Here is a 12,939-nt window from a genome sequence, read left to right as displayed (position 1 = left end):
GTGTGGCCAAATCGAGTGGGCATTCGAACAAGCTAGTGAGGGAACCTGAGCGCGGTGTACGCTTAGAGCATATATTCGGACAAACGGGCGAGGAAACCGAGTCGCTTTGGCCGAATAGAGGACGCATTCGCACTTTCAAGCTAGAAAATCCGCGCGCTTTGGCCGAATAGAGGACGCATTCGAACAATCTAGCAAGAAACCGAGAAGCGAAGGCATAATACAACGACTACTCGGCCAAAAATAGAATAAATGACTATTCCAGCAAACAATCGTTTTTTACTGAAACTTGATATTTGCTAGACTTTCGCAGCTTGAGCTAACCATAGAAATGATTCACGCCATTTCTTTTTAATCGAAAGTAATGAATGACTTAAGAAACTATCAAACAGATTTAAATGAATTGTGCATAAATATTATCCACAGGTTGTTAGTAATGTGGATAGAGTTGAATATTGCAGATTTCATTTTATATAGAAAATGTTAATAAAACGAGCTAATATCGGGTCGAAATCTGTGGATAATGTTAATAACTTTGTGGACGACTGTTATATTAAGATTTCCTCTGTGGATATTTTATAACGATGTGCTATGCAGTCCATCTCCTGTGAAATCAAGCTCTCACATAAAATGGACCGAATATTATTTAACAAAGTCGAATTAAAAAAGACAAAAAAACAGTGCTCCATTTTAGAAACACTGTCAGTCTGAAGGGCAACTGCTATCTATCATTTTGGACTATAACACTCTAGCAGCACCCCTCAGTAAACGTATGGTTATATAGATGGTCACATTTCTATGATCGATTGGATATTGATCATATAGGGCTTGAGACGATACTCAGCTGACTTTTTAGCAACCAAATCTGCAATAGCTTTTTCTTGTGAATCCGCAGTGACTAAGCTTCGGCCTTCCAACACAGAACCCTCTTCAACAACGGCAAACCATGTGATTCGATATGACTTCATTCCCACACCCCATATTTAGTATACTTCCTGATGTAAAACTATCATACTACTTATTTCTTTTTAATGAAATCGATTTAAAAAAATTGAATAATTTTTACAATTGATCTGTACAACTTGGAAAATATTTAATTCAATATACAGAGAATCCTTCAAGTATTTAAACATAATATGACTAAGTTTTTTGAAAAGGAATATTATGCATGGAAAATAATTATGAAACAAAGCATATTTTTTTAGCAATTGCCCTTGTTATTGCTATATTTACACCGATTTTTTTTCCTTCCACAGACCATTGCAGACATTGTCCATAATAAGGACGATATTTTTTTCGTAGCGGTACCAGATGAAAATTTCACTGTTTTTGCTATTGGCTATGGATTTATTTGTTTAGCTTCTTTAATACTCTTTTTATTTAATATTCGTAAACTATCCATCGCCATTAGTATTTTGTGTTTAATCCTAGCTTTTTGCATCTTCTATATCGGCTCCCAATACTATCAGACTCTTGCAGCTAGCACCATTTCATATAGCCCTCTATTCACTTTAAAAAAAGAAACGTATTCTTGGGATGAAGTCACGCAAATCATACATTATCGAAGCGAAAATGGGGAAATTTCTGAATATAAATTTGTATTTGCTGATGGCAATCAAATGAAGATTAACGACAATCCTTATTTTCAACATGTTTCCTACAAATTTTCAAAAAAGCTGCATGAGGAAGGTTTAACAGTGGAGCTTATTCTCATTGAATCAAAATAAGCCCCTATTGGTTTTCACCACAGGGGCAGCGTTTTTCTATGCTTTCGTCCAGATATTGCGTATTGGTACACCTGCATCCTTAATTGTTCTAAATAAAGGGCAGCGTAAGTCCACCATTTTTTGCAATTCATTAATCCTCGCTTGCGTTTCACTCGTCTGTAATGTTGCCTGAACCGTTACTTCCTGAAACTTTGGATCGACTTCTAAATCTCCCATCAATCCACTAATATCAATGCTTCCTTCTACATCAAATGAAATCTTTTGCAAATCAAAACTCATTTCTTTGGCGATAATTTGTGCCATCACATTTTCGCAAGCCAGTAAAGCTGCTAAAAAAGTTGATAATGGATCAGCAGCAGAGTCATTGCCTCCCATTGAAGCCGGTTCATCGACAGCAATTTCATGCTTTCCGGCAGTTGCATCTAATCGCATGCCTGAACCGGTTCCATCGACTTTTACTTGTAATATCTGCGTCATTCCTTCTCCTCCTAGACCATTTCTCGCAAAACTCTTGCAGCTTCTGCCATCGTTTTTAATTTTTCGAAGGCAACCTCATCACTATTCATCGGACGCTGGGCAAAAGTACCGAAGCCACAATCAGGGTTCAAAAAGATTAATTCATCACCTATGATTTCCCGAACTTCCTGAACACGGCGCACCACTTCTTCCACCGGCTCAATTTCATCCGTTCTTGGATTGATCACTCCAAAGCCCAATTCTTTTCCAGCAAATTCTTTTATAACGTCTATTTCTCCAGCACGTGGTGTAGAGTATTCCAGAACAAGCTGATTGACCTTGACATTTGCTAAATAAGGAACTAACGGATCATAGGGTCCTCTAAGAAGGACATCTTCTTCTGTACTCCAATTTCCGCGGCAAACATGGACCCCTATCTTTGTTCCTCGCTCCGTCATCCCTTCAACCACTTGATTCATTAAACCCAATGCAAAGGCGATCTCTTCTTTTGCATCAGCTTTAGCAGCTAGCGCGCCGCACATAAAAGTACGATTGGCATTTTTCTTCGTAAAAACAACCTCTGTTAAAACCGGCTCATCAAATTGAACAAAATCAGCTCCTGCGTGAATTAAGTCTTCTAGCTCTTCCCGTAGCACTCTAATGATATCTACCGCCAAATCTTCCTTTGTAGGATAATACTCCTTCGATAATCCTTCAACCCACATTGAGCGTGTTAAAAGGTACGGTCCTGGCAAGGTCACCTTTATGGATTTGTCTGTGTGCTTCTTAAGAAATAAATAATCATTTAAAGCTAACGGTTTTTTACGACTTATTTTTCCTGTTGCAGCTGGATTTGTCATTGAATAGGCAGGAACATCCAATGTTCCGAGAATTTCTTCAAAGCTCGCCTTATCTTCCACATAATCCAAAAGCTGAGCAACTGAAAGCATGCGGACATTATGCAAATGCTCAGCCACAAAGGAAATGTAATTATCTCTCCTTTGTTCACCATCTGATACATAATCAAGTCCCGCTTCTTCCTGCCATTTCACAATTTGCAAAATCGCCTTGTCAGCAATTTCCTGAAATTGCTCCTCTGTTATTCGGCCTACTTTTTTATCACGCATTGCTCTTTGAACTTCTTTCGTTCTTGGCCAGCTCCCAATCATACTTGTTAAAAATTTGCGATTACTCATTTCGAACTCATCCTTCATTGAAGTTACTTATTGATCATTTGCCTAGAAAACGACGGAAAGCTTAATGTCAATTTGAACTGTTTCTATTAACGTTTGGTAAATCGGTGACCTTTTTAATGTATCACGCCAAATTTCTTCGACTTGCTCTTCTTCATGTGGAGATGAAACATAAAAAGTTCCCAAAATTTTGCTGATTTTCGGACTGCCCTCATCCTCGATTTCCATATGGTATAAAATATTGTCCAAGCTTCCTTTTAATGTTAGCTCAGCATCGTCAATTTCCACGTTTCTCTTTGAAGCGAGCGCCTTAAAACCAACAACCAAACAGCTTGCTAGCGATGCAAGTAAGTAATCGATTGCGCTAGGAGCGTCCACCTTTGCACTAAAGTCAGCAGGCTGCCCTGCCACAAAGGTGTGATTTCGAGAATGCACCTTCGCCGTTAAATCTCTCCCACTTTGCGTACGTACACTCCAGTGATAACCCTTTGCAGCAGCTAAATCTTGTTTTAAATCGGACTGTGACTGACCTTTACGGATAAAATAACGGGTCGTGCCCTCGCCTGGCTCTGAGCCAAGAAAATCGTGTTCTACCATCCGACACCAGGCGGGCAAATCTTCAGCAACTGTTCTTTCCCTGCTTCTGACCTCCAAAATTTCGCCTGAGGCTATTGGATCGATCGCTTTCTTAATGATGAGGAGAAGACCTGAACCGCAATCCAAATCCCCTCCATCACAAATTGCTTGAGGTTCGTACACTTACCTCACCCTCTATCTCTTCTTTAGTAGACTATACGATTAATACGTAATAGATGCTGCTCCTTGACTGAGGAACTCTACTAATTTCGCCCCTCCGACAATGGTTGCCCCTTCAATCAAATCCTCTTCCTCTAAACCGCGTTTTTTATAGCAAGGGCTGCACACCCAAAGCGTTCCACCTGCTTCAACAAACTGATTCATTAACTCTTTTAACGGTGCAAATCCTTCCTCATTAATATCCTCAGCGTATCCCTTGGCAGCCAAATATGCGCCTTCAACATTTAAAAACACCACTGTTTCCTGCCCGGATGCCACAGCAGCATTAGCTACGACAAACCCAACTGTAGCTTTATCACCATCATTGCTTGCGTTTGTAATACTTACTAGAAATTTTCCTGACATGTCCATACCTCCATTTTTATCCTATAATTCATTTTTTTCGAATATAATATTGGCTTACTTTTCCTTCATCTTCCCGTTTCAATAGAAGATGATTCTGCAGCCTGCACCAGGCTGGAATATCCTCTCTAGCACCTGGATCATATGAAATAACTTTAATGACTTGCCCACTTCTCATTTTTTTCATAATTAAAAATAGATTCATAATCAGTTCGCCGCAGCCTGTTGGACCTGCGTCATACGTATGATCCGGCTCTATTTTGGCTGTCACTTAGCTACCTCCTAACATGAAAGCGCATACTACTAACTGACAATGAGTACACACTTGTCATAATCTCTTAATATTTACAGCCCTCTTTCATTATAAAAAAGTGATAAACTTATATAAATTCAAGTTATCGATAATTCCCATATAAATGAATCGTTTTAATAAATATGTTTGATTGGAGGGTTTTTAATATGGAATTACACCAACTATTCGTCTTCACAAAGGTCGTGGAACATAAAAGCTTTTCAAAGGCTGCTGAGGCAGTATACTTAAGCCAATCCACCGTTAGCTCTCATATACAATCATTGGAAAAAATGTTAAATGTCAGACTCTTCGATCGGGTTGGCAGAGATACGATTGTCACTCCATATGGGGAACGATTATATCAATGGGCATTAAGATTGCTTGAACTAAAGGATCAGGCTCTTTACGATATTAAGGAAAGTGTCACTGATTTAAGAGGAAAAATCCATATTGGTGTTAGCTCAGTTCCTGGACAATTTTTAGTGCCAAAAATGGTTAAAAAATTCCGGAAAGAATACCCAAATGTCACTTTTTTAATAAGTGAATTCCCTTCAAAAATCGTTGCTGAAAATGTAACGAGCGGAAAAGTAGATGTGGGGTTTCTCGGTGAAAAATACGAGGATGAACGCCTTCATTATCTTCCTCTCCAAAAGGAAAAGCTGGTCGTCATTTCATCTGATGAATATCAATTGGATGGCTGCTTATCAATTGAAAATATTGTCCAGTATCCATTTATAATGAGAAAGTCTGATTCAGGAACGAAGGCTATTTTAGAAAAATTTTTAAAGAAGAAAAACATTAAAGAAGAGCAGTTGAACATTGTCGCCCATACAGACAGCAGCCAAACATTAATTGAATTCGTGAAGCAGGGAATAGGAATCGCGATTATTTCCGAAATTGCTGCTAGAGAATACGCTCTAGCGAATAACCTTCATATTCACGAACTAAATGGGTTTGAAGATGAGCGCTATTTCTACCTTGTCTACAATGAGGCGAAAACATTATCTTTCGTTTCCAGACTGTTGATTGAGATGGTCAGTAAAAAGGTTCCCTGCTAAACAGGAGTGATCAAGAAAGACTATCCTCCTGTTCAGTTGCGGACGCTTCTTGAGCGTTAAGGCTATGTAAACCAAATTCTTGCTATTTGTAATGGATTAACAACAGACTTTAACCTGCCATCTTCATAATATAGTTTAATAGCTTCCATTTTAGCAAAATCATACGCTGCGTCTTCCAGGTTTTTCATCAATGTAAGCGTCTCTTTTTCGTCCAGTTTAAAAGTCAGAGATTGACCAGCCATTAAAATATCCGCCTTTATCCCTTTTGAGTTGCTCTTTCTCCCTATCATGATCTTCTTCCTTCCATTTTCTCATTATTATACTTTTTAAAACCTCCTATGAAAACACCTCTACTCGATATTCCATTCGTTCGAAATCTCATATTGAGATGATTTTCCAGATAAATAATCCCTTCCTCAACTTATTCAGATCCTTCAGTAAGCACTTTAACTGAAAAATCCTCGTTCTGATAAGCTGTCACTGCTTCATGCTTAAACTGACTGGAATAAAACCTATTAGACATTAAAAAACTCCCTCTATAGCAAAACAGATTTTTATTTTTTAATCTGTCTACCTAAAGAGAGAGCATATCAAGATGTAACTTTCGACTATAATATTTTTCTTTAATTACTGTTACTAATCAAATAGTACTTAAATAATTTTATTGTTCTTCAAAAACTTTCAAGATTAAAAATAACAACTTGTAACTTAAAATAGGAAAGGATTAACTGAACCCTCCTGTATCTTTATTATCCCCCATCATATAGTTTGAATCTTCACCAGATTTAACGTTTGGATTAGTTGGGATATGAGGATTATTGTTAATCTTTTTCCGTTTTATATCAATAAAAATAGAGAGTGCTAAAATGAAAATAACAAGGATAGAAATGATAACCATAAAATCACACCACCGCCTTATATTTCCATTTTATCATAAAATGATTTAAATTGGATAGCGATTAAGATTAATTTTTTTATGCATTTGTATGTATTAAGTACCGTTGGATAAATATAAGGAATTTAACGGAAAATATAATTAATTACACCCTTTATCATCATTAGTATTACTAAATATTGACATCATGTTCAGTATACTTAATTTCATTATTTAGCTCCTAAAAACTTAAAAAAATATTTGACAATGTATGCTAGACAACCAAAAAATGTAACGAATCTCAATTTTATTGAGATTCGTTACATTTATAAATTCCCCACTTGCCCTTTTATATATTTTGAACATATTGCTCGCTTGGGATTTTATTTAACATGACATATAAACTTGTATTTTCACCTGTGTCATTGACAAAGGCAAACTCTTCTTCTCCACCAGCAACGATTACATCATTGACCTTTGCCTTTACATCCTTCCCATCAATTGTGAAGGTGCCTCCGCCACTAAGAACGAGCAAATAAACATTCGTTCCAGGGTGTTTATGTTTTGGTAAAGATTGATTCGCTGTAAAATTAAGGACAAAAACGGTACTTTCTCCTTCTTTAAACACAATCCGCTTCGTAAAGTTATTTGGGCTATACTCAATATATTCTTGAAGATTAGCTTGTTTCACTGACATGCACACCTTTCTATTCCTTATGAGCTTTGACATCTTCATCATAACTGCTTTTAGATTTTTACGGTGTGATCGATATCATCCGTTCGTCAATTCGAGCAACAATAGATAAGATGTAGTTTTGAACAAAATTTTTTCTTTTTTCGGCAGCACGCTGGAAAAGTTTCAACTATAACAAAAAGTAGTATAATGAAAACAGATTTCACACTTTTATCACAATATTTTATAAATTGCACCGATCTGCAAAATAACGATTAGGGGTTGAAAAAATGAAACAAAAGTTAATGGAGAGGCTCATTCGATATGCAAAGGTGGATACTCAATCAAATGAAGATTCAACTACATGCCCTTCAACATCAGGACAGCTTGAGCTTGCCAATATGCTTGTCGAAGAGCTAAAGGCTATTGGCATGAGTGAGGTCACAATCGATGAAAACGGATATGTGATGGCGACACTACCAGCAAACACCGAAAAGAATGTGGCGACAATAGGCTTCTTAGCTCATGTAGATACAGCCACTGATTTTACTGGGGCAGGCGTAAATCCACAAATTGTCGAGAACTATGATGGCAATGAAATTATCCTGAATGAAGAATTGAACGTCATCCTATCACCTCAAGATTACCCAAATCTAAAAAAATACATAGGTCACACTTTAATTACCACAGATGGAACGACCCTTTTAGGAGCGGATAATAAAGCTGGCATCGCCGAAATAATGACAGCACTTGAATACCTATTAGCACATCCTGAGATTAAACATGGAAAAGTGCGGGTTGCCTTTACTCCTGACGAAGAGATTGGCAGAGGACCTCATAAATTTGATGTCAAGGCGTTTAACGCAAAATATGCCTATACGATGGATGGCGGACCACTCGGACAGCTTCAATACGAAAGCTTCAGTGCTGCTTATGCGAAGATCACCTTTAAAGGCAACAACATCCATCCAGGAACTGCAAAAGGTAAGATGATCAACTCCGGAAAAATGGCGATGGAATTTAACGGCAAGCTTCCTGCAAATGAAGCTCCGGAGTATACAGAAGGCTACGAAGGCTTCTACCACCTGCTCTCTGTCAATGGTGATGTTGAACAAACAACTCTTTATTACATCATTCGTGATTTCGATCGGGACAATTTTAACCAGCGGAAAAAAACGATCGTAAACATTGTTGAGGAATTGCGGGGAAAATACGGTCAAGATAAAGTCATTCTTGATATGAACGACCAATATTACAATATGCGGGAAAAAATTGAACCGGTCATGGAGATTGTCGATATTGCCCACGAAGCGATGACCAATCTCGGTATTGAACCTGTCATTGAACCTGTTCGCGGCGGAACAGACGGGTCGCAACTTTCTTATATGGGCTTGCCAACTCCTAATATTTTTACAGGTGGAGAAAATTATCACGGGAAGTTTGAGTATATTTCCGTTGATAACATGGAAAAGGCAACAAAAGTCATGATTGAAATTCTCCGGTTATTTGAAGAAAAAGCATGATCATCGATCAATAGCGAAGCTTAAAAGCTTCGCTATTGATCCGCTGTTGCTGTATAAGTAACATCATGATTTTTTAATAATCAGAATTATTATAAAATATCTATAACTTATATACGGGAGTGCTTTTACATGGAAAAGGCTCATGCACTATCATCTAAAGTTCATGCTGCAAAAAATCCCCTTCTCATTGCAGGGATTATTTTTGTCGCTTTTAACTTAAGGCCTGCTATTACGTCAGTCGGACCACTGATCAGTTTCATTCGCGAAGATACCGGAATGTCTAATAGTCTAGCTGGATTCATCACAACACTCCCCCTGCTCGCATTTGCCTTCCTTTCGCCATTAGCGCCTAAGATTTCGCAAAAGATTGGCAAAGAAGCTACCATTCTGACTGCTCTCATTTTTTTAGGTATTGGCTTATTTATCCGCTCAAGCGGAATGGTGTTCACCTTATTTTTAGGCACCGCTATTATCGGGCTTGGAGTAGCCATTTGCAACGTCATTTTACCTGGAATTGTAAAGCAAAGCTTCCCCACCAAGATTGGCCTGATGACGGGGATGTATACCGTTTCTATGGGAGCAATGGCTGGCATTGCCCCTGGAATCAGCGTCCCATTAGCTGACAGTTTCTATTTAGGCTGGCAAGGCTCCTTGCGCATTTGGCTGATTTTAGTCATTCCAGCATTATTTATTTGGACGTTGCAAAGCAAGCGTAAAGAAAATCATTTGAACTCCTCATTCCATATGAAAGCACCACATTCTTCCATGCTCCGCTCCGGACTTGCTTGGCAAGTAACATTATTTATGGGCTTACAGTCGACGATATACTTTTGTTTCATCACTTGGCTTCCGGAGATGCTCTATAGTCATGGAATAAGTATCTCTACAGCAGGCTGGATGGTTTCAATTCTACAGTTTTCTGGAATTCCGGCTAATTTCATCATTCCGATTATCGCCGACCGTGTTGCCACGCAAAAAGGAATTGTCATTGCGATCGGCGTCCTTTGCATGAGCGGCCTAGTTGGTCTCATTATTGGCGGCCATATTCTGCTCCTCACCCTTGCGATCATTTCGATTGGAATAGGAACAGGCGCTGCTATAAGCCTTGCCTTGACATTGATGGTTTTACGAGCTGCTAATGCAGAACAGGCCGCGAACTTATCTGCCATGTCGCAGTCGATCGGCTACTTATTAGCAGCGATAGGTCCCATTCTCCTAGGGTTTATTTTTGACATCTTTCACTCATGGAGCGCTGCCCTGTTATTGTTAATGGCCATTACGGTTATCATGACGTTAGCAGGAATTGGAGCTGGGCGAAATCAGTATGTTTTAGATGAAGACAGTAATGAGCAATAAAGAATATCTTTCTTGGCTGCAGCTCACTCTAATTCAATAAAGGAAGAATATTTTCTCCCAGAGGTTGAAACCATTCAAACGTATTTTCACTTTTCGCCGAAACAACTGCCCATCGACATCAACGATGACGGAAGGCAAAATATATGTTATGTATATAATTAGAATCGAGGTGCTAATGATGAAGAAAAAAGAGATTGAATATAAAATTCAAGAATTAAAGTATGAATATACTCGCTTGCAAAACGATCTGGAAAAATTGGAGTTTGTGCAAGGAAAGCTTTCCCCACTTGAAAAGCAAATTAGTGAAATTGAAGAAGAATTGAAGGCCCTTCATAAACAGCTAGCAACTCTTTAAAATAGCCATTGGTTTTTTTGATATCCGGTTTGACATGAAACGCGTTTCATCATTTACGCTCTTATTATAAAGGATAAGGAGGCGTAGATGTGATGCTAGGATTAATCATTCTTTGTATTATTATTTTATCTTCTTCGTATTATTGTTTGAAGGCCTCTGGCCAATCGCTGGGTGTTCATCCATTTGAGAATTTTGATGATTATTTTAATGATAAGAAATGATTACTCAAAAACGACAACTTTAAAGGTGAAGTTTATGACAAATATTAAAGACTTAGCTAAAATGGCCAATGTTTCTGTTTCAACTGTCTCTCGGGTATTGAATAACCATCCCTACGTAAAGGAAGAAAAAAGACTGGCCGTCTTAGAAGCAATTAAAAAATGCAATTATCAACAAAATATCAATGCAGTTCACTTAAGCAAAGGGAAAACACAGCTCGTCGGCGTCGTTCTTCCTTTTACCGATCTTCCCTATTTTGGACAGTTGTTAAAAGGCATTGCCAATCAGGCCCTTGAACATAACTATAAGCTCATCATATTCCAAACCAATTATATCGAAAGCCGGGAGCTAGAAGCGCTGCAAATGCTTAAACAAAAACAAATCGACTCATTAATTATCTGCTCCAGAACCTGCAACTTAGCGCTTATTCAAGAGTATCTCTCCTATGGTCCGATTGTTCTTTGCGAAAAGGTCGAGGATACTCATCTTGCAGCCACTTTCGTTAACCACTATCAAACATTTATGAAAGCATTAGATTATTTATATGAGAAAGGGCATCGACGGATAGGTTATACACTTGGGAGAAAAACAGGAACAAATAGCCACGAACGACAATCTGCATACGCCGATTTCATAAAAAAATATCAGCTCCCTAATAATCCAGACTATATTATTACTGGCTGCTACCACTTAGAGGACGGTGCACAAGTGGTGCAAAGCATCCAAGCAATGTCAGATCCTCCGAGCGCATTGCTTGTTACCTCAGATCAAGTCGCCGCAGGAATCGTTGCTTATTGTCAAAACCAGCAAATTGCAATCCCTGACGAACTAGCCCTTATTGGCTTTGATAATCAACCAATTGCTAAAATGTTAGGAATTACAACGATTGAAATCCCAATTGAAGAGATAGGAAAAAGCCTATTTCTGCAAGCAATCAATGAAGAAATATCTTCAATAGAAATGGAAGCAAAGCTGATAGAAAGAGGAACAGTGTAGCAAACGTTCCTCTTTCATTTTTAATCGAAAAGCTTTGTTATATGTCGGTATTGATTTTTGGCTCATTTTCTCTCTGATTCCATGAAGCGATAGAGAAAACTTGTTTTCTCACATCGCTTCATGGAATCAGAAGACCTTTCAGTATAACTGAAAGGTGTGTGAAACTAAAGTTTCACACAAAATGAGCCAAAAATCGTTTAATCAACCATATTGTTTAACAAAGCTAATCGAAAAGATAAATATCATCACCTACGGCAATATTTCCTGTTTTTATGACAGAAGCATACACACCAAAATAGTTATTTCTTCCTTTATAAACTGTCTTTAATAAGGATGAATCCAAATTACCGTTATTTGGATCAATATTGATAATCTGACACCGCTCGCAATGTCGTTTCACAATGATTTCAACCTCACCAATTTTTAACCTCTTGCCAAACCATGTCTCTTCAATAAATGCTTCATTCTCATCTAAGGAAAACACTAAATTAGGACGAAACCTTCGATAGTCGACGTGCTTGCCCCATACTTCAGATATCCTTGTCAACGATGCTTCTGTTGTGATGAGCAGATGCTCTTCCTCAATAGCTCCAATTGGCACAGATAAAGGAGAATATTGAACTGGAGTTATTTCCCGATTAGACACTCTCTCTAATTCTTCTTTTAGTTCTTCCTCTCCCCAATTGTAAACATGGCCTGTCGGGGATTTTATTGATAATGTTGGAAAACTCTCGAAACTTTCTTCTCCGGTAAATGAAGCATGATAGTTTGCAAGCTGTGGAATTTGAGTAAGAGTTAAGTATTTTCCCGGCCTCGAATGATCTAAAAAAGCATGGCTTCGATCCCCATATAGTCCATAAGATAAAACCTTTGTTTTTGAAACATTTTCACCACGAAAGGACTTTACAGGATGTCGTACAATTTCCTTTACTTCGCCAACTCTCATTTTCTCTCCTCCTCATGATTCTTTTTTCATTTTACATTTATCGATTGAATTTTAATACTGCCAGCCAAGGAAATGGAAAAACAATTATTACTATTACTTGATAATTATTATTTTAA

The 12,939-nt window shown here is 38.0% G+C and carries 17 protein-coding genes; 7 read left to right on the top strand and 10 right to left on the bottom strand.

All coding sequences use genetic code 11. The annotated features are described in order from the left end of the window. Positions 1–785 precede the first annotated feature (785 nt). Entirely contained in the window at positions 786–965 is a 180-nt protein-coding gene (locus PZE06_RS07890; RefSeq protein ID WP_150915141.1) for a hypothetical protein, read from the bottom strand. Between the two features lie 246 nt (positions 966–1,211). On the opposite strand from PZE06_RS07890, the gene PZE06_RS07885 reads away from it, so the two are divergent. Next, positions 1,212–1,724, top strand: coding sequence for an MFS transporter (locus tag PZE06_RS07885; RefSeq protein WP_150915142.1), 513 nt, complete (start codon positions 1,212–1,214; stop codon positions 1,722–1,724). Between the two features lie 36 nt (positions 1,725–1,760). On the opposite strand, the gene PZE06_RS07880 is transcribed toward PZE06_RS07885, so the two are convergent. The 5 genes from PZE06_RS07880 to PZE06_RS07860 are packed head-to-tail and all read right to left on the bottom strand — an operon-like array spanning position 1,761 to position 4,802. Next, complete coding sequence (locus tag PZE06_RS07880; RefSeq protein ID WP_150915143.1) at positions 1,761–2,201, bottom strand: OsmC family protein; 441 nt, start codon at positions 2,199–2,201, stop codon at positions 1,761–1,763. A gap of 11 nt (positions 2,202–2,212) precedes the next feature. Then, a complete protein-coding gene (locus tag PZE06_RS07875; RefSeq protein ID WP_150915144.1) occupies positions 2,213–3,376 on the bottom strand; it encodes a cobalamin-independent methionine synthase II family protein in 1,164 nt (387 codons plus the stop codon). 42 nt (positions 3,377–3,418) lie between these two features. Continuing rightward, complete coding sequence (locus tag PZE06_RS07870; protein WP_150915145.1) at positions 3,419–4,132, bottom strand: sulfurtransferase TusA family protein; 714 nt, start codon at positions 4,130–4,132, stop codon at positions 3,419–3,421. Between the two features lie 39 nt (positions 4,133–4,171). Then, positions 4,172–4,534 (bottom strand): DsrE family protein, encoded by a 363-nt coding sequence (locus PZE06_RS07865; protein WP_150915146.1) that lies wholly within the window; start codon positions 4,532–4,534, stop codon positions 4,172–4,174. A gap of 28 nt (positions 4,535–4,562) precedes the next feature. After that, entirely contained in the window at positions 4,563–4,802 is a 240-nt protein-coding gene (locus PZE06_RS07860) for a sulfurtransferase TusA family protein (protein WP_150915147.1), read from the bottom strand. A 188-nt stretch (positions 4,803–4,990) separates the two neighbouring features. Here PZE06_RS07860 and PZE06_RS07855 point away from each other — a divergent pair, with 188 nt between their 5' ends. Then, positions 4,991–5,881 carry a selenium metabolism-associated LysR family transcriptional regulator gene (locus PZE06_RS07855; protein WP_150915148.1) on the top strand — a complete coding sequence of 297 codons (891 nt, stop codon included), beginning with the start codon at positions 4,991–4,993 and terminating at the stop codon, positions 5,879–5,881. 62 nt (positions 5,882–5,943) lie between these two features. Here the strand turns inward: PZE06_RS07855 and PZE06_RS07850 are convergent, their stop codons facing one another. The 3 genes from PZE06_RS07850 to PZE06_RS07840 form a co-directional block, all read right to left on the bottom strand. Further along, positions 5,944–6,171 carry a hypothetical protein gene (locus PZE06_RS07850; protein ID WP_150915149.1) on the bottom strand — a complete coding sequence of 76 codons (228 nt, stop codon included), beginning with the start codon at positions 6,169–6,171 and terminating at the stop codon, positions 5,944–5,946. A gap of 434 nt (positions 6,172–6,605) precedes the next feature. Beyond that, on the bottom strand, positions 6,606–6,779 hold the full coding sequence (locus tag PZE06_RS07845; RefSeq protein WP_170943658.1) for a hypothetical protein: 174 nt from the start codon (positions 6,777–6,779) through the stop codon (positions 6,606–6,608). A 325-nt stretch (positions 6,780–7,104) separates the two neighbouring features. Next, positions 7,105–7,452 carry a cupin domain-containing protein gene (locus tag PZE06_RS07840; RefSeq protein WP_306421142.1) on the bottom strand — a complete coding sequence of 116 codons (348 nt, stop codon included), beginning with the start codon at positions 7,450–7,452 and terminating at the stop codon, positions 7,105–7,107. A gap of 266 nt (positions 7,453–7,718) precedes the next feature. Here PZE06_RS07840 and pepT point away from each other — a divergent pair, with 266 nt between their 5' ends. From pepT to PZE06_RS07815, 5 genes are all read left to right on the top strand, one after another. Continuing rightward, complete coding sequence (pepT, locus tag PZE06_RS07835) at positions 7,719–8,951, top strand: peptidase T (protein WP_150915151.1); 1,233 nt, start codon at positions 7,719–7,721, stop codon at positions 8,949–8,951. A 129-nt stretch (positions 8,952–9,080) separates the two neighbouring features. Next, positions 9,081–10,307, top strand: coding sequence for a CynX/NimT family MFS transporter (locus PZE06_RS07830; RefSeq protein WP_150915152.1), 1,227 nt, complete (start codon positions 9,081–9,083; stop codon positions 10,305–10,307). Positions 10,308–10,482: 175 nt separating this feature from the next. After that, complete coding sequence (locus PZE06_RS07825) at positions 10,483–10,662, top strand: SE1832 family protein (RefSeq protein WP_483314057.1); 180 nt, start codon at positions 10,483–10,485, stop codon at positions 10,660–10,662. Positions 10,663–10,751: 89 nt separating this feature from the next. Further along, positions 10,752–10,883 carry a hypothetical protein gene (locus tag PZE06_RS07820; protein WP_263641554.1) on the top strand — a complete coding sequence of 44 codons (132 nt, stop codon included), beginning with the start codon at positions 10,752–10,754 and terminating at the stop codon, positions 10,881–10,883. Positions 10,884–10,917: 34 nt separating this feature from the next. Continuing rightward, positions 10,918–11,877, top strand: a complete 960-nt coding sequence (locus tag PZE06_RS07815; RefSeq protein WP_150915153.1) for a LacI family DNA-binding transcriptional regulator — start codon at positions 10,918–10,920, stop codon at positions 11,875–11,877. A gap of 223 nt (positions 11,878–12,100) precedes the next feature. Here PZE06_RS07815 and PZE06_RS07810 read toward each other — a convergent pair whose 3' ends face one another. Further along, on the bottom strand, positions 12,101–12,823 hold the full coding sequence (locus PZE06_RS07810; RefSeq protein ID WP_150915154.1) for an MOSC domain-containing protein: 723 nt from the start codon (positions 12,821–12,823) through the stop codon (positions 12,101–12,103). Between the last annotated feature and the right edge of the window lie 116 nt (positions 12,824–12,939).

Origin of the sequence: Robertmurraya sp. DFI.2.37, assembly GCF_029211245.1 — a bacterium.
In the GTDB taxonomy this organism is placed as follows: Bacteria; Bacillota; Bacilli; order Bacillales; family Cytobacillaceae; genus Robertmurraya; species Robertmurraya methanolica_A.
Note: the sequence above shows the minus strand (reverse complement) of the source record. Positions and strands in the feature narration are given on the sequence as shown.